General features: G+C 73.3%; 23 protein-coding genes and 1 pseudogene. 8 read left to right on the top strand and 16 right to left on the bottom strand.

Going from position 1 to position 19,638, the window contains the following annotated elements; all coding sequences use genetic code 11:
* Positions 1-139: 139 nt before the first annotated feature.
* From FHR36_RS36205 to FHR36_RS36190, 3 genes are read right to left on the bottom strand one after another with little or no spacing between them, the layout of a single operon-like run.
* Entirely contained in the window at positions 140-928 is a 789-nt protein-coding gene (locus FHR36_RS36205) for a DUF2156 domain-containing protein (RefSeq protein ID WP_253804429.1), read from the bottom strand.
* Entirely contained in the window at positions 925-2,376 is a 1,452-nt protein-coding gene (locus FHR36_RS36195; RefSeq protein WP_308199728.1) for a DnaB-like helicase N-terminal domain-containing protein, read from the bottom strand. The genes FHR36_RS36205 and FHR36_RS36195 overlap by 4 nt, the downstream gene beginning before the upstream one ends.
* A complete protein-coding gene (locus FHR36_RS36190; protein WP_253804428.1) occupies positions 2,373-2,675 on the bottom strand; it encodes a hypothetical protein in 303 nt (100 codons plus the stop codon). The genes FHR36_RS36195 and FHR36_RS36190 overlap by 4 nt, the downstream gene beginning before the upstream one ends.
* A 580-nt stretch (positions 2,676-3,255) precedes the next feature.
* Between FHR36_RS36190 and FHR36_RS36185 the strand changes: the two genes are divergently transcribed.
* Positions 3,256-4,737 carry a hypothetical protein gene (locus FHR36_RS36185; protein WP_253804427.1) on the top strand — a complete coding sequence of 494 codons (1,482 nt, stop codon included), beginning with the start codon at positions 3,256-3,258 and terminating at the stop codon, positions 4,735-4,737.
* A gap of 537 nt (positions 4,738-5,274) precedes the next feature.
* Here FHR36_RS36185 and FHR36_RS36180 read toward each other — a convergent pair.
* Together FHR36_RS36180 and FHR36_RS36175 are read right to left on the bottom strand one after the other, a co-directional pair.
* Entirely contained in the window at positions 5,275-6,003 is a 729-nt protein-coding gene (locus FHR36_RS36180; RefSeq protein ID WP_253804426.1) for a hypothetical protein, read from the bottom strand.
* A 52-nt stretch (positions 6,004-6,055) separates the two neighbouring features.
* Positions 6,056-6,775 (bottom strand): DNA polymerase III subunit beta, encoded by a 720-nt coding sequence (locus tag FHR36_RS36175; protein WP_253804425.1) that lies wholly within the window; start codon positions 6,773-6,775, stop codon positions 6,056-6,058.
* Here FHR36_RS36175 and FHR36_RS36170 point away from each other — a divergent pair.
* Positions 6,758-6,985: a hypothetical protein gene (locus FHR36_RS36170; protein ID WP_253804424.1), complete on the top strand. Its 228-nt coding sequence runs from the start codon at positions 6,758-6,760 to the stop codon at positions 6,983-6,985. The genes FHR36_RS36175 and FHR36_RS36170 overlap by 18 nt on opposite strands.
* A gap of 86 nt (positions 6,986-7,071) precedes the next feature.
* Positions 7,072-7,746: a hypothetical protein gene (locus FHR36_RS36165; RefSeq protein WP_253804423.1), complete on the top strand. Its 675-nt coding sequence runs from the start codon at positions 7,072-7,074 to the stop codon at positions 7,744-7,746.
* Between the two features lie 40 nt (positions 7,747-7,786).
* Here the strand turns inward: FHR36_RS36165 and FHR36_RS36160 are convergent, their stop codons facing one another.
* Positions 7,787-7,948, bottom strand: a complete 162-nt coding sequence (locus FHR36_RS36160; RefSeq protein WP_253804422.1) for a hypothetical protein — start codon at positions 7,946-7,948, stop codon at positions 7,787-7,789.
* A 316-nt stretch (positions 7,949-8,264) separates the two neighbouring features.
* Between FHR36_RS36160 and FHR36_RS36155 the strand changes: the two genes are divergently transcribed.
* The 5 genes and pseudogenes from FHR36_RS36155 to FHR36_RS36135 all read left to right on the top strand — a co-directional run bounded on the left by FHR36_RS36155 (position 8,265) and on the right by FHR36_RS36135 (position 14,363).
* Positions 8,265-8,705: a hypothetical protein gene (locus tag FHR36_RS36155; protein ID WP_253804421.1), complete on the top strand. Its 441-nt coding sequence runs from the start codon at positions 8,265-8,267 to the stop codon at positions 8,703-8,705.
* A pseudogene (locus FHR36_RS39705) lies at positions 8,629-9,318 on the top strand (DUF4158 domain-containing protein); the annotation flags it as partial. The gene FHR36_RS36155 and the pseudogene FHR36_RS39705, both read left to right, overlap by 77 nt.
* Positions 9,319-10,462: 1,144 nt before the next feature.
* Positions 10,463-13,213 (top strand): tetratricopeptide repeat protein, encoded by a 2,751-nt coding sequence (locus FHR36_RS36145; RefSeq protein ID WP_301331151.1) that lies wholly within the window; start codon positions 10,463-10,465, stop codon positions 13,211-13,213.
* A 233-nt stretch (positions 13,214-13,446) separates the two neighbouring features.
* Complete coding sequence (locus tag FHR36_RS36140; RefSeq protein WP_253804419.1) at positions 13,447-13,806, top strand: recombinase family protein; 360 nt, start codon at positions 13,447-13,449, stop codon at positions 13,804-13,806.
* A gap of 5 nt (positions 13,807-13,811) precedes the next feature.
* Positions 13,812-14,363, top strand: a complete 552-nt coding sequence (locus FHR36_RS36135; RefSeq protein ID WP_253804418.1) for a hypothetical protein — start codon at positions 13,812-13,814, stop codon at positions 14,361-14,363.
* A gap of 33 nt (positions 14,364-14,396) precedes the next feature.
* Here the strand turns inward: FHR36_RS36135 and FHR36_RS36130 are convergent, their stop codons facing one another.
* The 10 genes from FHR36_RS36130 to FHR36_RS36085 all read right to left on the bottom strand — a co-directional run bounded on the left by FHR36_RS36130 (position 14,397) and on the right by FHR36_RS36085 (position 19,606).
* Positions 14,397-14,597 carry a hypothetical protein gene (locus tag FHR36_RS36130; protein ID WP_253804417.1) on the bottom strand — a complete coding sequence of 67 codons (201 nt, stop codon included), beginning with the start codon at positions 14,595-14,597 and terminating at the stop codon, positions 14,397-14,399.
* Entirely contained in the window at positions 14,594-14,938 is a 345-nt protein-coding gene (locus FHR36_RS36125; RefSeq protein WP_253804416.1) for a hypothetical protein, read from the bottom strand. The genes FHR36_RS36130 and FHR36_RS36125 overlap by 4 nt, the downstream gene beginning before the upstream one ends.
* A gap of 106 nt (positions 14,939-15,044) precedes the next feature.
* Positions 15,045-15,431, bottom strand: a complete 387-nt coding sequence (locus FHR36_RS36120; protein ID WP_253804415.1) for a hypothetical protein — start codon at positions 15,429-15,431, stop codon at positions 15,045-15,047.
* Between the two features lie 174 nt (positions 15,432-15,605).
* Positions 15,606-16,154: a hypothetical protein gene (locus FHR36_RS36115; RefSeq protein WP_253804414.1), complete on the bottom strand. Its 549-nt coding sequence runs from the start codon at positions 16,152-16,154 to the stop codon at positions 15,606-15,608.
* 68 nt (positions 16,155-16,222) lie between these two features.
* Entirely contained in the window at positions 16,223-16,963 is a 741-nt protein-coding gene (locus tag FHR36_RS36110; RefSeq protein WP_253804413.1) for a hypothetical protein, read from the bottom strand.
* 117 nt (positions 16,964-17,080) lie between these two features.
* Positions 17,081-17,578 carry an ATP-binding protein gene (locus FHR36_RS36105; protein WP_253804412.1) on the bottom strand — a complete coding sequence of 166 codons (498 nt, stop codon included), beginning with the start codon at positions 17,576-17,578 and terminating at the stop codon, positions 17,081-17,083.
* Between the two features lie 31 nt (positions 17,579-17,609).
* Positions 17,610-18,173, bottom strand: a complete 564-nt coding sequence (locus FHR36_RS36100; RefSeq protein ID WP_253804411.1) for a nucleoside 2-deoxyribosyltransferase domain-containing protein — start codon at positions 18,171-18,173, stop codon at positions 17,610-17,612.
* On the bottom strand, positions 18,170-18,541 hold the full coding sequence (locus FHR36_RS36095) for an HIT family protein (protein WP_253804410.1): 372 nt from the start codon (positions 18,539-18,541) through the stop codon (positions 18,170-18,172). Before FHR36_RS36095 ends, FHR36_RS36100 begins: the two co-directional genes overlap by 4 nt.
* Before the next feature lie 129 nt (positions 18,542-18,670).
* Positions 18,671-19,156 carry a hypothetical protein gene (locus tag FHR36_RS36090; protein WP_253804409.1) on the bottom strand — a complete coding sequence of 162 codons (486 nt, stop codon included), beginning with the start codon at positions 19,154-19,156 and terminating at the stop codon, positions 18,671-18,673.
* Between the two features lie 204 nt (positions 19,157-19,360).
* Positions 19,361-19,606: a hypothetical protein gene (locus FHR36_RS36085; protein WP_253804408.1), complete on the bottom strand. Its 246-nt coding sequence runs from the start codon at positions 19,604-19,606 to the stop codon at positions 19,361-19,363.
* Between the last annotated feature and the right edge of the window lie 32 nt (positions 19,607-19,638).

Below are 19,638 nucleotides of genomic sequence, written 5' to 3'. Positions count from 1 at the left end.
CGTCCCGCTGCTCGGCCCGCCGGTTCGGTGGGACGAAGGGCATCGGATCAGGGAGCCGGCTTCGTCCTGGTCGGTGACGATCCCGGAGGACTCCGTCGAGATCGCCGGCGTGCGGGGATGTGCGCGTCCCGGACCTTCGCTACTTCTGCGGGCCCGGACGCTGCGCCGAGTCGACCAGCGGGAGCGTGTGGGGCTCGCGCAGGAGCACGGCCGAGCCCAGGTGGGCGGGCCGGAAGCCGGCGCGGGCGTAGAGGCGGGCGAGCCGGTCGGTGGCGGCGACCGCAGCCAGTCCGATGCGGTGTTCGTCGGCCCAGGCCAGCAGTTCGCGTGCCAGGGTGCGGGTGGTGTGTGCGTCGCGGCCGCCCGCGAGGGATCCCACTTCCGCCCACCGGCCGCCCCGGTGTTGCAGCGGACGAAGGACGCGGTGCAGCTGCGTGGCCCTGCGGGCCGCGCGCGCCAGTGCGGCCAGCTGCCACACGAGAAGGCCGGCGCACACCGCAAGGCCCGCGTCGGCGCCCGCCGCGCACCACTTCGGCCCGGCCGCAAGGTCGGCCACCAGGGCCCCGGCCGCCGCGACGGGCAGCATCGCCGCGCACAGCGCGAGCACGGCGGCGGGGAGTGCGGCGCAGGACCCGGCCAGGCGGCGGCCGGGCGGGGCGGGCTGGATGACGGTCACGGTCGCCGGTCCGATGGCGAGGACCTGGCCGCGGCCGTGGCTGAGTGCGACCTGTGCCAGCCAGAACGGCACGAACGCGTAACCCAGCCGGCGTCCTCGCGCGCCGGGCGGGCCGAAGGCCTGGGCCAGGACGGCGGCCAGGAGCGGCAGGTGGCGCCAGCGTGGCTGCAGGTGGGCGGGCACCGCACAGGCGGGCGGCCCACCGCCCCGCTCGGGGCCGGTGGGCCGCCCGGTCACGGCCCTTGTGCTCATCCTGCCCATGACGGGGCGGGTGCGGGCCTGCGGGCCTGGGAGAGCCGGGTGGCCTGGGCGGAGGCCTGCTGCAGGTGGCCGCGGGCGGTGGCGATGACGTGCCCCGGGGCGGCGGTGGGATCACCGGCGGCCCGGGCGATCGCGGACGTGGCCGAGCGCACGTGGTGGACGATGCTGGCCTCCACCAGCGCCCTGGCACCGCCCTGGACCACCCCCGGGCGGCCGGCCTGGTAGATGGCCCACACGGCGTCGGAGCTGAGCTTCTGCGCCGTGTGGGGCCCGCGCCGGTGGGCGTCCCAGACGAGCAGCACCGGGTCGATCGTGCCGCCGGCGTCGACGGCCTCGACCATCGCCGTGTACACCTCGGCCCGGCCGGGGTGGGTGAAGTCCTCGGGCCGCAGCCAGTGGCGTACGTGCGCGAGCTGGCCCGGGTCGCGCATGAGCGATCCGAGGACGGCGTCCTCGGTGAAGGCCATCTCCGGGCGCTGCGCGGCGCGGTCGGGTGCGATGCTGCCGCCGACGCCCTCGAAGCGGCCGACCGCCCGCTCCCAGTGGTCCTCAAGTTCGCGCAGCAGGGTGAGCGTCTCGCCGATCTCCATGGCCGCGGACGGCGCGCCGGGCCAGGCGAGGGTGCGTTCGATCCTGGCCCCGGCCTCGGCGACCTGCCGCTGGATGCTGGAGCGCAGCACTCGCTGCCCGATCTGGGCTGCGAGTTCGGGGTGGGCGGGCCGGTGGACGCCGATGAGGTCGCGGACCTGGGCGGCGACCTGCGGCCACGCGGCCTGGGAGATCCCCCAGCCCTGCCATACGGCCTTGCGTTGGAGCTCCTGGTAGAGCATCTCGGCCAGGACCCGCTGCTGGTCGGGGGAGGAGTGGTGGACCGTCACCGCCGGGTGCGTGGCGAGGCCGTCCTCCACCAGGATCCGGTACATCTGGCCCATCCACGGGTCGGTGAAGTCCTCCGCGTGCAGCCAGCCCCGCAGCCGCTCGGCCTCCTCGGGGCGGGCGAGGACCGCGGCGAGGACCGCCTGTTCGGCGAACTCGCCGAACGCCCCGACGGTGCGCTCCATGCTGGCCTGGGCGACGGCCCGGCCGTAGTCGGCGGCATGCGCGGCGTTCGGCACCTGCTGGGGCAGGTTCGTGAGGTGGCCGGCGACCTGCATCCAGTCCTCGGGCCGCACCTGCCACCCCTGTGCCAGGGCCGCGTGGTGCAGCTGCTGGATCACCAGCCAGCCCAGCTGCCAGGGCCGCAGCTGGGCCGGTTGGGCGAGGACTTCCGGGTGGCTGTAGAGGCCGTGGTCGATCAGCGCCCGGTAGATCTCCCGGTTCCACGGGTCGGCGAAGTCCTCGGCCCGTACCCAGTCGCGTACCTCGACGGCGCGGCGCGGGTCCTGCAGGAGGGCCCCGAGCAGCGCCGACTCCGCGTAGGCGGCGGCCGGCGTGCTCACGGGCGCACCGCGCTCTCCACGGCCTGCACGGCCTGCACGGACAGGGCCCACCGCGTGGCGTCGTCGTTCAGGACCGCCCTCGTCTCCTCGGACAGCGGCTCCCAGCAGCCGTCGGCGGCCCGCCACCACCTGTCGAGGAAGCGGACCGGGGCGCCAGGGAAGTCACCCAGCAGGACCGCCTCGCCACTGCCGAGGTGCCGGCGCATGTCCCCCAGGCCCACCGGCTGGGACCGAAGCCGGTCGGCGCGGGCCTCGGCGAAGCCCGCCAGCGACGTCAGCTGACCTTCCGTCAACGCCATGCTCATTCCCCTCCCCGAATTCGGCCGCCGCACCGCCCGGTCCCCGCGGTCGGGGCGGTGCGGCGGCGGTGCCACGGACGCGCGCACGAGGACAGCGCCCGCTGCTCCCATCAAAGGCGCGCCGCGGGCCGGTCGGGGCGGGCGCGGGTGCCGTGATCCCGTGGGCCGGAAAGCTGCGGGGCCCGTATCCCGCCGGACGGGACGCGGGCCGCTCGCCGCTGCCGCGCGCGGTCGGCGGCGATGCATCGTGGGCGGCGACCCGGCCCACCCGGACCGGCCCCGCCGGGGCGGCGAGCTTCCCCCATGCTCGCCGTCCCGGCCCCAACACGATCCGATGGAAGGGCAGCGGCGGTGGACTTGGACGACGTCAGCGACGAGGAGTGGCACGAGGCACTCGACCGCACCCTGGCGGACATCTTCGGCCTCGACGACAGGGGCCGCGGCCACCTCGAGGACCGGCGTTGACCCGCACAGCCGTGCCAGCCTGGGTGGACTGCGCCTGGACCTGCCCGCCGCAGGCTGACGCCACCGACGACGACGCCGTGCGCGCGGCCGTCCGCCCCGCAGGGGACGGGAGCTGATGGCCGAGCACGGGGACCAGGCGGCGGCGGACGGCGACGGGGGGAGCCACCCGCTTCCCACCGCGCCGCCCCTCAGGCCGTCGTGGCTGGACCTGCCCGAGGTGGAGCGGCAGCTCGGCTGCGACCTCCTCGACGGGCACCTGCAGGACGCCGAGCGCGAGTGGAGCAGCGTCGAGACGTCGTGGCAGTGCGCCGACACCCTCTACACCCACGTCCACTGCGGCGAGTTCTCCCACCTCCTCGCCATCCGCTCCTCCGGGCACGTCGACGTCCTCGCCGCGTTCCTGCCCACCGACCAGGTCCACGCCGTCTGGCGGATGCTCACCTGCGACGAGGCCCCGCGCGAGCCGCTGGCCCAGCTCGCCTGGGAGAACCTGGCGGCCTTCGACCTCGCCCTGCGCCCGGCGCTGCGGGAACTCGACGCAATCGAACGCGTCCGCTACGAGGACGGTCTTGCCTTCGTGGACTTCGCCCGGGCCGGCGGCATCCTCACCCCCACCGAGGCCGAGCGCCTGGTGGACGGCCACGCGCCCGACGCGGTGCGCCTGGCCCCCTACGAGCGGGAGTCGGCCGCCGAGCGGCTCGACCTGCTGTGCCGGTGGGCCGCCGAGGTGGATTTCGGCGGCCTCGCTGCCCGACTGCGACCCGCAGCGGGCCGCCCGGCTGCCAGCCACGACCGCGAGCGGGACCTCCTCGAACAGTGGTGGGACCCGCCACCGCGAAAGGAGCCCGCCGGACAGGACACGGTGGAGCACACCTGCACGCCCCGGTGCGCCGCCCTCGACTGGCGCGGCTACAGGCCGCACGCCAACCGGAGCGACGCCGAACTGCACGAGCAGCTGCGCGCCGCCAGACGGGCCGTCACCCGCGCGACCGCGCTGCAGGTGAGCGTGGACCACCTGGACGGGGACGCGCTGGTGCGGGAAGCGGCCTGTGCCCGGGGCCCGGCCGCGACCGGCCTGCGGCGGCGGACCCGGCTGCTCGCCGAGGCCGCGGTGTTGATGGCCTGCGCGGCCGCGGACGTGCAGGAGGCCCGGCAGCACGCCCTGGCCGAGCGCGAGGCCGACGCCGCGGCGGCGCGGATGGAACAGGGCTGGCAGCGGGCGGCCGGCCATCGGGCGAGGGCCCGCGCCCGAGCCCCGTGGTCGCCGGACCCGGAAGGCGACCTGGGACTCCTTGCCGAGGAACTGCCGCGCCTGCTCGAGAACGCGGTCGCCGACGACCTGCTGGCCGTCCCCGACCGTCTGCACCGCTTGGAGCAGGAGGCCAGTGCGTGGCAGAGCCTCGCCACCTGGTGCGGGTGGTGGGAGCACGGCCTGGAAACGGAACTCGCGATCCGCCACCACACCGGTGCCCGCCCCGCGCCGCCCGAGCCCGTCCCCGCCGTCCTGACCGGCGACGCCGTCCTGGACCTGACCGGTCCAGGCGCTGCCAGGCGAGCCGCAGCTGGTCGAGCAGCCAGGTGCGGTCGTCGCCGGTGAGGTCCGGGGCGGCGGCGATGGCGTCCAGGCGGTGGACGTCCTGCACGCCCGCCGCGAGGAAGCGGTCGACCCGCCGGGCCTCCTCTGCGGTGAACTCTGCGCCGATCCGCCGGGCCTCCTCGGCGTGCGGGTCGTCGTGGTAGACGGCGGAGGCGCGCCGGTCGAGCGCGATGCGGGCCAGCTCCCAGTCGGTGATGTTGGTGTCCCAAGCGCTGTCCTGGAGGAAGGCGCGCCCGGGTCGGGCGAACGGCGCGTGGACGGGGGCGGCCTGGGCGTGCGGGGTGGTGTCGGTGGTCATTGGGTCCTCGTGACGGTCGGTGGGGTGTCCGGCCGGGTGGCCGCGCCGCGCACCGGAGTGCCCCGCCTCCCGGCTGGGTGCCAGGGGCGGGGCGTGGGGCCGGTGTGCAGCGTCAGCGCCCGGGCGTCAGTGCAAGGCGCTCCATGAGCAGCAGGATCACGGTCAGCCCGATGAGGTGCGGAACGGGGCGGGCAGAGGAGGGCGGACCGGTGCTCGGTGCACCGGCCCGCCCGGGTTGGTCAGCGCTGGTCGAAGCGCGAGCCCGGAGCCGGGACGGCCGGGCGGGGCCGGGCCGTCTTGGGCTCGGGGGTCTGGATGGTGATCTGCGGCTGGACCTCGGTGCGGTTGATCACCATCGAGCGCAGGCTGAAGGACAGGCCGCGCAGCGCGAACAGCGACACCAGAGCGATGGCCGTGGCGGTCAAGCCGACGGCGACCGGGCGCCCGGCCCCCGGGGCTGCCTGCCAGACCATGGCGAGCGTGGCGCACGACCAGGCCGTCCAGCCTGCACGGGCGACGGCGCCCTGGGTGAGGAAGGCGAGCAGCGCGGCCAGCAGGCCGACCGTCTTCCACGCGCCGTACGCGGTGGCCGCGGTGAGCGGGTAGGCCTGGTGGGCGATGAGGTAGGCGTGGATGGGGCCGGTGATCGCGGCGCGCAGGCCGTCACTTCCGGCGGGCAGGTCCTGCGGCAGGTGCACGGCGCCGATCACCGCGCCGGCCGCGTCGAGCAGGATGCCGCCGACGGTGCCGAGCACCAGGACGGCGAAGGCGATCGCGGTCAGGTAGGCCAGGCCGCGCACCCACGGCTCGGCCCCGGCGAAGTCGTCCAGGCCAACCGCCAGCTCGCGGCGGCGCCGGTCGAGCAAGCCGTCGGGGGCGGTCACAGCGCGGGCCCGGCGCCGGGCCGACTCGCGGACGCTGACGCTCGGCTGCTCCTGCGGGGCGGTGGGCTCGGTGTGTTGGTTCACGGGGTGCTGCTCCTGTTCGGGTCGGTGTGCTGTGGGCGGGGGTGTTACGGTGTCAGCCGTTGAGGCGGATCGGCATCAGCAGGTGCTGGTAGTCGGTGTCGGCGAGGTCGCCGGAGTGCCCGGTGAGCAGGGCGGGCTTGGTGGCCGAGGTGGCGTGCAAGCGGGCCTCGGGGGCGGCGACCGCTTTGAGGGCGTCGGCGAGGTAGCCGGGGTTGAACGCGATGGTTCCGCCGTCGAGGTGGCCGATGGTGTTGCAGGGGATGCGGTCGACGGCGTGGGCGTCGTCGCCGTGCCCGGCCTCCAGGAGCAGCTGCCCGCCGTCGTCGGTGACGGTCAGACGGACCGGGGTCTTGTCGGAGGCGACCAGGGCGACGCGCGTGAGTGCTGCCAGGGCCTCGTTGGTGGGGACGGTGACGGTCAGCTCGGCGTCGGCCGGGGTGGGGAACACGCCGCGGTGGCGCGGGAAGTTGCCGTCGAGGAGCCGGGTGCCGATGGAGGAGCCAGCGGTGGTGAGGGTGAGCTGGCCGTCCGACCAGCCGATCGCAACCGGGTGCTCGCCGGTCATCGCACGGGTGGCCTCGGCGAGGAACTTCGCCGGGATCAGGACGGCGCCGTCGGCCGGCTTGTCCTTCTTTTTGCCGGTCTTGGGCGTCATCGCCGGGAGGGTGCCGGTGGGCTGGACAGTCAGCTCGCGTACGGCGAAGCGGTAGCGGTCGGTCGCAGCCAGGGTGATCCGATCGTCCTCGAGGAGCAGTTGCACGGCGGTCAGCACCGGCAGGCTCTCCTCGGTGCTCGCGGCGACGGCGACCTGGGCGACGGCGTCGGCGAGCGCGGCGGCCTAAACGGTGAGCACGGTGTCCGGCACGCCGGGCAGCTGCGGGTACTCCTCGACCGGCAGGGTCGGGTCGGCGCCTACCCGCTGCGCGCTCCGCTGGACGTCTCCGTCGGCATCGGCGCCAACTGGGAGGCCGCCGGGCACTGACTTGTCGTCACGTAGGTGGCGGGCAGCCGGAATTACCGCCCGCCCGCCACCTTCCGGCCTGTCGCGTCCGGCTCTACCGTGGCGGTATGGCTGATCGTGCGCCGCTTCGCCCCGGACCAGACTCCACCACCGACCTCGTCCTCCACGAGGGCGGCGGCTCCCGCGCGCGGGTGGTGCCGATCGTCCTGACCGGGGCCGCGAAGTCGCTGCTGGTGCCAGTGGCGCTCGGCGCCATCACCGGGGCAGTCGCCGTCGTCGCGCTGGTGACTGGCACCGACGCCGCGACCGTCGGACAGGTCGTCCTCGGGATCGCCGCCGTCGAGGCCGCGCTGGCAGCACCGCTGATCGTTTGGATGGAACTCGCCACGGTCCGCCGGCTGCGATTCGCCCCGGCCCAGGCCCCCACCCGATTCCGGACGGTCCGCGCCGCCCGCCCCGGCCGCTGGCAGCCGATCACCCAGCTGTGCGGAATCCGGCTGGAGCACCGAGTCACCGAGCCCTACCCGGGGGACCAGCAGCCGGCGACCGAACAGCTCACCGTCCGGTTCGACCTCGCCGGCGACGAACTGAAGTGGACCCCGCCAGCCCTCACCTCGCCGCAGCGGCTGTACGAGGCCCTCACCGCGCTGCTCGGCCCCGCCGGGGTGCGGGTCGAGCTGGTCACCGAACGCACCGTCCGGGCCCGCCCGCGGCGCGGGCCCGGCTGGACCGGCGGCGGCTCGGCCTCCGCCAACTCCGGCGGCTTCTCGGGCGGGGGCTGACCCCCCCGGCGGCGGTGCCGCGGTTCGTCGAGGACGGGCCCTACCTGCAGGCGTTGGTGCGCCGGGTGGGCTCGGCCGTGGTCGGGTCCTCCGGCCAGGGGCGGCGGGGGTAGCGGCCGACCTGGCCGTGGAAGCCCAGCAGGGTCAGGCCGGCGGTGATCGCGCCGGTGGCGGCAGCGGTGATGGTACGGGTCACGGCCATGGGGATCGGGTTCGGCGATGCCCGGCGACCCGCCGCTCCGGCCTGGTGGGCCACCGGGCGGGGCGCGGTGGTGGGCAGCGTCACGGCCCGGGCGGTCAGGCGCTGGTGAGTGCGGCGAGCTGCTCGCGCTCGTCGTCGGACAGTTCGCTGCACGGCAGGCAAGAACCGATCAACTTCAGCGGTACTGGCGCAGAGCACTTGTTTCTGAGCTGCGGTATTCCTGTCGATCAGCCGCCCGTCTCACGGTTCACGGTGATCATCTGGAGATGCCCGGGTGGTACGTTGACCGGCAATCGTGGGAGGTAGTGGTAGGCGAGTGGACAGTGACCGACGGCACGCAGTGGTCTTTGCGCTCGGCGAGCTCGGGCGAAGCCACGACTACCGTGACCGGGCGGATGCCGGTCACGGCCTGGCGGGCTTCGCGGAGATGCAGGAGGCCTGCGGGCTGCTGTTGGAGCTCGTGCTCGATCCGGACGACACTTTTGTGACCCGGGTGACCGCAGAAGCCGTGCTTCGGCGTAGGGATAGGTTCGGGCTGACGATCGTCGCAATCGCGCTGGCAGTCACCGATTCGAATCACAGCGACTGGATCCACACCGCGGTCCTCGATGTGTTCGGCGTCTTCTCCGAAGACCGGGACAGCGCGTTGCAGTTGTGCGAGGAGATGCTGCAGGACTCTGATGACCGCGTTGTCCTGGGGGCCCGTCAGCTCCAAGAGATCCTGGCCGAGATCGACCCTGTTCTTCGCACCGCGTAGCGGCCCCGGTCATCTGTCTGCGCTCGTGGTATTGGGGGCGCCGGTAAGAACTCTGTCACCAGCCGCAAATGGCGGTGATCTTGCGCGGGTGTCACCCGTGTGGGTGAGTCCAGGGTCGTACAGGTACGCGGGGTGCAGCCCCGAGAGGACGATCGATGGCTGTGGCACGTACCCCTTTGGACCTGGACGACCTGGTCGAGCACTGGACGCTGTTGAGGGACGAGCAGGGGCTCGTGTCAGGCAAGCGCGGTGCGACGCGACTGGGCTTCGCCGTGTTGCTGAAGTTCTACACGCAGTACGGCCGGTTTCCCCGGGGCCGGTCGAGCTGCCGGGCGAGGCGGTGGAGTTCGTCGCTCGGCAGGTACAGGTACCTGCGTCCGAGCTGGACGCGTATGAGTGGAGCGGTCGGACGGTTGAGTACCACCGTGCGCAGATCCGCAGGCACCTGGGCTTTCGTGAGTGCAGTGTCGCGGATGCGGACAAGCTGACGGCCTGGCTCGTCGACCACGTCGCGTGCAAGGAGCGGCGGCCGGAGCAGGTGCGGGTGGAACTGCTGGCCCGCTGCCGAACGGAGTGCATCGAGCCGCCCACCCCTGGGCGGTGCGACCGGATCGTGGCCGCAGCGCTGCGGGCTGCCGAGGAGACGCTGACGGCGCGGATCTCGGCACGGATCACGGTGGAGAGCATCGAGCGGATCGTGGCCCTGGTCGTCGGCGCTGATCGGGAGGACGACACGGTGCCCGGTGATGCCGGTGCTGGTGAGGGCGAGGACGGGCCGCCGGTCCTGGGGAAGATCAAGGAGGCTCCGGGCAATTTGAGCCTGGAGACGATGCTCACGGAGATCGACAAGCTGCTTGCGGTTCGCGCGATCGGGCTGCCTTCGGACCTGTTCGCGGACGTCGCGCCGAAGGTGGTGGCCGGATGGCGGGCACGAGCCGCAGTGGAGTCCCCTTCCCATCTGCGCACGCACCCGCTGCCGTTGCGGGTGACGCTGCTGGCCGCGCTGCTGCACGAGCGTGAGCGGGAGATCACGGACACGCTGGTGGAGCTGCTGATCTCCACGGTTCACCGGATCGGGGCGCGGGCTGAGAAGAAGGTCACCGAGCAGCTGGTCAACGCGTTCAAGAAGGTGTCGGGCAAGGAGAAAATCCTCTTCAAGCTCGCCGAGGCGTCGATCGGCGAGCCGGAGGGCACGGTCCGTGAGGTCGTCTACCCGGCGGTGTCCGGCGGTGAGCAGACGCTGCGGGAGCTGGTGCACGAGTTCAAGACCCGCGGTCCGGTCTACCGGCGCACGGTGCAGACGACGCTGAAGGCGTCGTATACCAACCACTACCGGCGCGGGCTGATCAAGCTGCTGGACGTGTTGGAGTTCCGCTCCAGCAACCACACGCACCGGCCGGTGATCGAGGCTCTGGCGTTGGTGGCTCGGTACGCGGCAGCGGGCAACACCACGTACTACCCGCTGGGTGAGACCGTGCCGGTGCATAAAGCGATGGGCGGGGACTGGGCAGAGGTCGTCCACCGCACCGACAAGCGGGGCCGGCGCCGGGTGGTGCGCATGGTCTACGAGGTCGTAGCCTTCCAGGCCCTGCGCGACCAGCTCAAGTGCAAGGAGATCTGGGTCGTCGGAGCCGACAAGTGGCGCGACCCGGACGAGGACCTGCCCCAGGACTTCGCCGAGCGGCGCGAGGAGAACTACCGCGAGCTGCGCAAACCGCTGGATGCTGCCGTTTTTTGTCGACGAGTTACGCAAGCAGATGACCACCGAACTGACGCTGCTGAACGACCAACTGCCCAAGCTGAACCGCCACGAGCCCACCGACCAGATCAACAGCCTCGCTGCCGACCTGGGACACCTGCCCCTCGCCTTGGCCCAGGCCGCCGCCTACATCATCGACACCAACGTCACCTGCGCCCGCTACCGCCGTCTGCTGGCCGACCGGCTCAGGAAACTGGCCGACCTGCTCCCCGAACCCAGCGCCCTGCCCGACGACCAAGCCGTCACGGTGGCGGCCACCTGGTCCCTCTCCGTCGAACACGCCGACCGGCTCCGCCCCGCCGGCCTGGCCCGCCCCATGCTCCAACTCGCCGCGATGCTTGACCCCAACGGCATCCCCACCGATGTCCTGACCAGCCGGCCCGCCCTCACCCACCTCACCCGCCACCGCACCCCCGACACCCAGCAACCAATCCCCGCGACAACCGAGGACGCTGCAAGCGCGCTTCACGCCCTGCACCGGCTCAGCCTGGTCACCTACGCGCCAGGCCAGCCTGTTCAGGTCCACGGGCTGGTGCAGCGTAGTGTGCGCGAGCAGATGCCGCCGGAGCTGCTGGCCCGGACCGTCCGGGCGGCGGCCGACGCCCTGCTCCAGGCGTGGCCACAGACGGAACGTGACTTCGCCACCGGCCAGCGGTTCCGCGCCAACACCGAGACGCTGCGGTCCCATGACGAGCACCTGCTGTGGTCGGACCACGATGTGCACGAGGTCCTGCTCCGGCTCGGCCAGAGCCTCGGCCGTGCGGGGTTCTACCAGGCGTCGATGGACCACTACCGGCAGCTCGCGGCCACCTCCGCGCAAAAGTACGGCGCCGGCTACCGCCGTACCCTCGCCTGTCGCACCAACTCCCTCAGTTTCCTGAAGGTCACCGCGCACCCCGCAGAGGCCGTGGCGGCGTACACGGAGCTGGCCGCGGACTTCGCCCGCCTGGTCGGGCCGGACGACTTCTTAACCTTCCGCGCCCGCGGCGATCTTGCCGGCGCCCGGGCCACCGGGGGCGACCTGGCCGGTGCGCTGGCCGACTACGAGGAACTGCTCCTCGACCACCGGCGCGCCCTGGGCCCGCACCACCCCAGCACTCTCTCGGTCCGCTCCAAGATTGCCTCCCTACACGACGAAAGGGGAGACGCGCCGCGCGCCGCCGCCCTGTACGAGGCGCTGCTCGGCGCCTGTCGGACGTACCTTGGGCCCCTCGATGACATGACCCTGGACGTACGCATACAGCTCGCGCACCTGCATGGTGAGGCGGGTGATCCGGCCGGGGCCCGCGATCGGCTCGGGGAGCTTCTGGACGAGCACCTGGCAGCGTTCGGCCGCGAAGACCACCGCACCCTGGTAGTACGGCACAAGCTTGCCGACTGGCGGGCCCGCGCCGGAGACCCAGCCGGAGCCGCCGCCGAGCTGGCGGACATGATCGACGACGCCGTGCGCGTCCTGGGCGCCCACCACATCGACGTCTCCCATGCGCGCTACACCCTGGGACTGCTGCGCGACAAGGCGGGAGACACCACTGCGGCACCGTCCGGCATAGACGAGTCGGCCCGCTTACTGGAGCAGACATTCGGACCTGACCACGATCTTGTCATCGGCCACCGTGGCCTCCTCCGGATGTGGCAGCACGCCATGGCGGAGAGCGATCCGGTCGCCGCCGCCGAGGCCCTGAAGGAGATGATCGCGGCCCTGCGCGCAGTCTGGGGTTCCGACCACCCCCAGGTGCTATTCCACCGCAGCGTTCTCCTCGGTATCGAGGGCGTGAGCGGCGGCCCGGGCCAGACAGCCGAGGAGTTCGCCGCGCTGCTCGCCGACTGCCGACGGGTCCTGGGCCCCGAGCACCCCCTCACATTGGAGACCCGCGCGGCGCTGGCCGACTGGCGCGGCGAGGCGGGCGACTACTCCAGCGCGGTCGCTGACCTTCGCGACCTGCTGGGGGACATGGCCCGGGTGCTGGGCCCGAGCCATCCGGAGACTCTGCGCGCCCGCAAGCTGCTTGCCGAGAAGCTGCACGCGGCGGGCGACACGGCGGCGGCCCTTGAGGCGTATGAGGACCTGATCGCCGTACACCGCCGGGTGCTGGGCCCGGACCACCCGGACACCCTCCGGCTGCGCAGCGCCCTCGCCGACTGCCGCTCCTACGACGCGGAGGCGGACACGATGATCCCGGTCTACCAGGAGCTGATCGCGGACTATACGCGCGCCCTGGGCCCTGATCATCCGAATACGCTCGACATGCGCCGTAGCCTGCTCGACTGCCGGGCGGAGGCAGGCGACCCGGCAGGGGCGGCCGAGGAGTGCCGCGAGCTGCTCCGCGACTACCAGCGGCTCATGCCGCCCGACCATGTCCTGGCCCTTCCCGTCCGCACCTACGCCAAGCTGCTCGCGGACAGCGAAGACTTCGCCGGGTCGGCCAGCGCGTACGAGGACCTGCTGTTGGCGGCCCTGCGGATCGGAGGCCCCGACCACCTCCTATCCCTGATGATCCGCGGCTGCCTGGCCGAGGTGCGGGTCCGGCGCGACCACGCCCCGGCCGATGGCCTCGTCGCCTTCACTACGCTCTTCGACGACTGCCTGCGCGTCCTGGGCTCCGCCCACCACGTCACCGAGGCCACCCGGGCCTTCCGGGATGCCCTGCGCCAAAGTGGCTCGGCACTCCCGTCCACCACGTACAACAAGCTGCTGGAGCAGTACGCGAAGGCCGAGCGCTCCGGTCGCGCGATGCCCACCGCCGAGTGATCCCGCCCGCGGAGCCCGGCAACCGATCTCACTGCGGTTCGGCTCGAACGGGCCTCCGCCGTTCGCCAACGGTGTCTGCAAAGGAACGAATGACGACAGGCGCGGCGCGCGTCCAATGAGCCCAGTAGTTCCGGGGTCTGACGAGGGCTCCGATCCAATGAGATCCGATGACGGTTGGCGGCAGGGTTAGATGACACCCGAGGTCCGATGCGCCGACAGGAGCGAAGAACAGCGTGGCCAATCTCGTCTACAAGCGGGTGTCGACCGACCAGCAGTCGACCGACCGCCAGAACCTCGTCCTCGCCGAGGCCGGGATCGAGGACCCGGTCGTCTTCGAGGAGGACCCGGGCACATCCAGCCGCCTCCATCCGCTCCAGCGCCCGAAGTTCAGCGAACTGCTCACGTACGCGCGGCCGGGCGACACCGTGCACATCTCCGAGATGTTCCGCCTCGTGCGCGGCACCCAGCACGTCCTCGACGTGCTCGACGTCCTGCACGCCGACCGCCTCGCCCTGTGTATCCACGACGGCGCGTTCTCCGCGATGGACCTCACCGCCCGCACCCGCGCACCGGGGAACTGCTGTCTACCGTGAAGTTCATGGTGCAGACCCTTGCAGCCGCCGGCGAACTCCAGCGCGACCTCCAACGGGAACTGACGTACGACGGGCTGCGGGCCGCCGAGGCCAAGGGCAACAAGGGCGGGCGCCGCCCGGCCGTCACGGCCGCGACGGCCGCCGCCGTGCGTGCCGGGTACCTGGGCGGCCGGTCCATCCCCGGCCTGGCCCGCGGCCACCACGTCAGCCGCGGCGCCATCGGCACCGCCGTCGCCGACCTCATGCCCGAACACACCGACGACCACCAGGACACCCCGGCAAAGAAGACCGCGGTCACCCTGGACATGCCGGGCAAGGTCGCCGACTTCCTGCGCGCGGCCGAACTAGAGCCCGCCGAGCAGGACGCGCTCGACCAGGGCGTGACCGTACGACGCGGCCAGGGCTACACCCTTCGGGTCACGGTCGTGCCAGCGGTCCACCGCCAACTTCTTGCCCGCTGCCAGCCGCTCGACGGTACTCCGGGCACCTCGGTAGTCCCTTCACAGCGCAAGGCCCGCCGAGAGTACGAGAACCGCGTCAGCGCCCTCCTTGAGTGACCACCAGGCCGTTTGCGGCTGGTGACAGAGTTCTTACCGGCACCCCACGTTGCCGGAGACGGCATCGATCGGCGTGCCGGCGTCGTACCAGGCGTCGATCTGGACGGGGTGGTGGGCGAGGCGCTCACGGTCGGAGAGGCTGCAGTTTCCACCGTTGGTGCAATCGCGGGCGGCAGCGCGCAGGGCGTCGGCAATCCGGTCGTGGAGGCTGGGCTGCTCGGTGGGCTCGCTCACTGGCTGCTCTCCTGCTCGTGCGCGCCGCGGGCGGCGCGGTACGCGGCGATGAAGGTCGGGTGGATGGGGCCGTTGAGGTACGGGCCGACGATGCCGACGATCCCGGCCGGGTCGTTCTGAACGTCGATCGGCTGGAGGGCCTGCTCGATCAGCCAGAGGCGGATGCGCAGGGCCTCGGTGACGTCAGCGGCCTCGGCGCGGACCTGGTCGCGGTAGGCGTCGAGCAGGACGCTCGCGACTTCACGGTGGTCCTGGCTGGGCTGGCGGACGAGGGTCTCGCCGGTGACGAGTGCGCGGTACAGCTCGGCGCGCGGTGTCTGGTCGATGCCGGGCTGGGTCATGGTGGCCTCTTCTCGGCCCTGCTGGGGCCTGTGACGGGTGCGGGCGGTGGGGTGGGACCGGGGCCGGTCCGGCGCCGGACGGATCGACGGCGCCGGACCGGCCGGGTCAGTTGTCGATTCGCTGCTTCAACACCAGGGCGATCCGGACGGCCCGGGACGCGTCGGACAGCAGGTGCTGCAGGTCTGCGTTGGTGGTGCTCTCGGCGTACTCGATGTCGTAGACGCCGTTGCTCGCCAGCCGTCCGATCGTGTGCTCGGCCGCACGGAGGTTGGCCTGGGCATCGGTGAGGGCGGTGTTGAGGGTGGCACGCAGGGCGTCGATCTCGTTGCCGCGCTGGACCTCGCTCTCGGCCTCGCTGAAGATCTTGAACGCGCGGTCGCTGTCGCCCAACCGTGCGGCCAGGTCATCGACGTCGGGCCATTCACCGGCCGGGATCCGGCGCAGCAGGGCGGCCAGTTCGCTGGCGTCGGTGGGAAGGATGGCGGTGGTCATGCTGACTCCCTGGAGGTAGTGGCGGGGGGTGGGGCTTCGGGCCCGGCCGGGCCGCGTGTTGGCCCGGCCGGGGCTTGGTCAGGCGGCGGGGACGTCCGGGGTGGGATCGATGGCTTCGACGGCCATCGCGATCAGGGCGCCGGGCGACCCGACCGGGCTGGATGTCGGGTTGGGCTACAGGAGCGGGAGCTGGGTCTCGTCCGGCTGCTCGGGGGTGTCCTCGGTACGGGCCTGGGTGCGGGCGTCGTGGTGGGCGTCGTCGGTGCGGTCGCAGACCAGTCGGCCGCCGGGGAGCTCGTCCCATTCGCGGCTGCCGACGGCGTCGTCGGCGGCGGCCTCGGGGGTGTCGTGGTGGGGGATGAACTCGTCCTCGACCAGGTCGCCGCACACCGAGCACGTCGCAGTCCAGCACAGCGACGGGACGGCGATACCGGCGCCCGCGCGGGCCGCGCCCGTACGGCGCCAGGCGTAGCCGTGGTGAAGGACCAGAGCGTGGCTGACGGGCTGGAGCGGGGACCCGTCGTCGAGGTCGGCGGCCGCGGCGTTGTGCTCGGCGGCGGACATCAGCGCGGTGGCGAGGTCGGGCATCTCCAGCAAGGTGTCGGGGCCGGTGAGCCACAGCTCCCAGGGCCGGTCCGGAGTGCCGGGGCGCAGCCGTTCGGCGGGGTCGGCGGTGTAGAGGCCGCGGCGGCCGGCCGGGGCGAGGGCGGGGGTGGTCGTCATGGCGGCTCCTTCGAGGTTCGGCCCGGCCCGCCCGGGAGTGCGGGACGGGCCCGTGGGCTGGCGGGTGGTCAGGCGTGGTCGGCGGTCGGACCGGTCTGCGTCTCGAGACGGGGGTTGTCGTCCTGGTCGTCGCGGTCCTCGCTGTAGTCGGCCGGGGTGGGGTGGAGTTCCGCGATGGCGAGGTCCCGGCCGAGGGCGGTCCACGGGTCGCCGTCCACGCCGGCACTGTCAGTGGGCTGCGCCGTTGTGGCGGTGGGGGTGTCCAGGAGGGCGACCAGGTCGCCGAGGCTGTCGATCTCCACCGGCTTCTGGCCCTGCTGGGCGAGCAGGTAGGTCCGGCTGCTGAAGCCGCCGCGGCCGGCCGGGTGGGGCACGGCCTGCAGGTGGGCGGCGGGGGTGATCGTGCAGGTCGCGGTGCCATCCGGCGCGCCGGTCCAGTTCTCGGGCCGGGTGAGCGAGCCCTGGCCGTAGTCGAGGCGGGCTGCTCCGGAGGCGGCGCGCAGAGCGGCGTCGGCGATCAGGTCGGCGGCCAGCTGCTCGGGCGTCGCGGCGGCCATGGTCTTGCCGGCGACGCCCTCGGTGCCGCGGCGCCGGCGCAGCGGGGCGAGGGCGTGGTAGGCGGTCTGATCGGTGATGAGGGCGGCGAGGGCGGCGGTGGCAAGGGCGAGGGTGATGCGGGTTTCGGTCGGGCGCTGGGTGAGGGTGCGGTAGGTGGTGAGGCCGACGGCGGCCGCGGCGGTGACGGTGGCGACGCCGTCGGCGGTGTCGAGGGCGGTGCGGGCCAGTCGGGTGCGCAGGGTGTCGTTCACGGGGTGCCTCCTGGGGTGGTGTCCGGCCGGGCGGCCGCGCCGCTCACCACGGCGCCCCGCCGCCGGGGCCTGGCAGGCTCGGGGCGGGGCGCGGTGGTGGGCAGCGTGGGGGTCCGGTCAGGCGGTGCGCAGGTGGCGGATCTCGGCGAACCCCTCGTGGGGCAGGAGCTCGCGGGCGGCCCGGGCGAGGTCGTGCTGCCAGCGCAGGACGTCCTCCGGTACGCGCCGTTCGGCGGGCCGCCGCGCGTTCCGGTCGAGGCAGGTCTGCAGCGGGGCGTCCACAAGGACGGCAACGGCCCGACGGCCGTACAGGTCCGCCATCCCCACCAGCTCCGTCCGGTGCGGTGCCTCGACGGAGGTGTTGTCGACGTAGGTGGTTGCCCCGCGGAGCAGCCTGGCGAGGACGATCTGGTGCTGGAGCCTGACGGCATCCGAGGTGGCGTTCTGGTCGCCGGGTTCGGAGACAACGGCGCGCAGGTGGTCGAGGCTGACGATCCGGTGCGCGGGGACGGCGGAGAGCAGGGTCGACTTGCCGCTGCCCGCCGGGCCGATCATGACGACGAGGTCGCCGGGCTGGATCGGGGCGAGGGCGCGGGAGTGGGTGGTGGTTGTCATCGCGGGGCCTCCGGGGTGGTGTGGTGGGTGGTCAGAGCCAGGCGCCGGTGGGGTCGTCGGGCACCGGGGTGTCGGCGGGGTCGGGCTGGCCGGTGGTGGCCTGGCCGGAGGTGCGGCTGGTGGCGAGGGTGAGTGCGGCGGTGACGGTGTCGCTGAGGGTGTCGCGCACGGGGGCGCCGTGGCGGTGTGCGACCCAGATCAGGTAGCGGTTGCGCTCGGGGGCGGCGCAGTCGGGCGGGCAGCCGAGGACCACGCGGCGTGTGCCGATGTCGAGGCCGAACTCGACGTTGGTGGTGAAGCCGGGCATGTGCTCGAGGTCGCGGGGGATCCAGAAGAGGATCGCGTCGGCGGTGGCCCGGGCGGCGGTCTCCCAGTCGACCTGGTCGTCGTAGTGCGCGGCGCGGCGCCCGCCCCGGGACTCGGGGGAGAGCACGGTCAGCGGGCCGGGGCCGGTCCATTGGGCGCCCAGCTCCGTGTAGGCGGCCGGCCTCCAGGAGTCGACGGGGCCGCCGAGCCTGGGGGTGGGGCCGGCGAGGAACACGGACGGGCCGTGGGTGGGCAGGGGCTCACGGGCCATAACAAGGCGGAGGTTCACGCGGTGGCTCCGTTCCGGGCGGCGTGCTGCGGGGTCCAGGGCAGTGGCAGGCCGTCCCCGTCGGTGCGGGGGACGACGTGCAGGTGCAGGTGGAAGACCGTCTGGGTGGCCGCCGCGCCCCGGCTCGTGAGGACGTTGGCGGCGGGCAGGTCGGCGGCGAGCTCGGCGGCGCGCGCCATGGTGGCCGCGGAGACGAGCGGGTCGGTGCCGACGTCCGCCACGTGCCGGCGGGGGATCACCAGCAGGTGCCCGTCGGCGACACCGCCGCTGCGCGGGCGGATCGCGATGGCGTCGCTCCACTCGCGGACGACGTCGGCGGGCGCCTCTCCCCCGACGATGGCGCAGAAGGCGCAGTTCGAGACCGACACGGTGATCGGTTCCCTTCTCGGTGTTGGGTCCGGCCGGACGGCCGCGCCGCGCACCACGGCGCTGCGACCGCCCGGCCTGGGTGGCCGGGGGCGGGGCGTCGTGGTGGGCAGCGTGAACGCCCGGCGCGGTCAGCGGGCCAGGAGCAGGGCGGCTGCGGTTTCCCAGCCGTGGTGCCAGGCCTGGTCGAGCTCGAAGGATCCGCACACCGGGGCCAGGCGCTCGTAGAAGGCGCCCTTGCCGGTGGCGTTGGCCAGGCGGGCCAAGGGCTGGCGCCTGTCCGCGATGTAGTGGGTCGCGAAGGACAGGGCCAGCGCGGCGGCGACGCGGCCGGGCCTCAGGCGCAGGCCCATCAGGCGCGAGCCGATCAGGAGGGCACCGGCCTGGGTGGCGGTGTAGGTCGCGCAGTGCTGGGCGCAGGCGAGCTGGCCCTCGCGGGTTCCGTGCACGGTCTCGGCGCCGGTCTCCTCGTTGCGGTCGACGACGGGGTTGGTGTCGGTGGCGCCCTTGATCCGGGCACAGGTGTCCGTCTGGACCCACATGTCGCCGATCGCGGCGGCGGCCCGCAGGAGGGCGTAGGAGGTGGCGAAGCGGGCGGCGCGGTCGGTGGCGGTCACGGATTCCTCCGGGTGGTTGTGGTGTGGGCTGGGCGCCTGCGGTCTGGGCAGGCGTGCGGGTGCCACGGACGGGCTGCGGGGGTGGTCCGCGCTCGGGCGCGGCGGGGTGACCGGCCGTCGGGTGTGCGGCCGGTGGTGAAGGGGGTGGTGCGCGTCTGGGTCGTGAGCCCTCGCCGGCCGGTGCCGGGACGCGCTGGCGGCTGGTCAGCCGCCGGAGCTGTAGCGCTTGGTCTGCTTGAGGACGTGGTCGCGGGTGAAGCCGGTCTCGACTGCGGCGTCGGCCTGGAGGACCTGGCCCGTGCGGATCAGCTCCGCGATGGCGGACCACATCTCGGCGTCCGCGTCGGTCTTGGCTTTCTCGGCATCGGAGTGGATCTTGTCGCGCGTCTTCTTGAGCGCGGCGATGCGGGCGCGGCCTTCGGTACGGGTGGTCTGGTCGGGGCGGGGCATGGCGGGCTCCTGGCGTGCGGGCGGCTGCTGGT

It is taken from the genome of Kitasatospora cinereorecta (assembly GCF_024172095.1).
Lineage (GTDB): Bacteria > Actinomycetota > Actinomycetes > Streptomycetales > Streptomycetaceae > Kitasatospora > Kitasatospora cinereorecta.
Note: the sequence above shows the minus strand (reverse complement) of the source record. Positions and strands in the feature narration are given on the sequence as shown.

Bases quoted from the DNA above. Each gene is read 5' to 3' on its own strand.
- FHR36_RS36205 (WP_253804429.1), bottom strand. From the start codon at position 928: ATGAGCACAAGGGCCGTGACCGGGCGGCCCACCGGCCCCGAGCGGGGC.
- FHR36_RS36190 (WP_253804428.1), bottom strand. From the start codon at position 2,675: ATGGCGTTGACGGAAGGTCAGCTGACGTCGCTGGCGGGCTTCGCCGAG.
- FHR36_RS36185 (WP_253804427.1), top strand. From the start codon at position 3,256: ATGGCCGAGCACGGGGACCAGGCGGCGGCGGACGGCGACGGGGGGAGC.
- FHR36_RS36165 (WP_253804423.1), top strand. From the start codon at position 7,072: ATGGCTGATCGTGCGCCGCTTCGCCCCGGACCAGACTCCACCACCGAC.
- FHR36_RS36160 (WP_253804422.1), bottom strand. From the start codon at position 7,948: ATGGCCGTGACCCGTACCATCACCGCTGCCGCCACCGGCGCGATCACC.
- FHR36_RS36145 (WP_301331151.1), top strand. From the start codon at position 10,463: ATGACCACCGAACTGACGCTGCTGAACGACCAACTGCCCAAGCTGAAC.
- FHR36_RS36135 (WP_253804418.1), top strand. From the start codon at position 13,812: ATGGTGCAGACCCTTGCAGCCGCCGGCGAACTCCAGCGCGACCTCCAA.
- FHR36_RS36125 (WP_253804416.1), bottom strand. From the start codon at position 14,938: ATGACCCAGCCCGGCATCGACCAGACACCGCGCGCCGAGCTGTACCGC.
- FHR36_RS36120 (WP_253804415.1), bottom strand. From the start codon at position 15,431: ATGACCACCGCCATCCTTCCCACCGACGCCAGCGAACTGGCCGCCCTG.
- FHR36_RS36115 (WP_253804414.1), bottom strand. From the start codon at position 16,154: ATGACGACCACCCCCGCCCTCGCCCCGGCCGGCCGCCGCGGCCTCTAC.
- FHR36_RS36105 (WP_253804412.1), bottom strand. From the start codon at position 17,578: ATGACAACCACCACCCACTCCCGCGCCCTCGCCCCGATCCAGCCCGGC.
- FHR36_RS36085 (WP_253804408.1), bottom strand. From the start codon at position 19,606: ATGCCCCGCCCCGACCAGACCACCCGTACCGAAGGCCGCGCCCGCATC.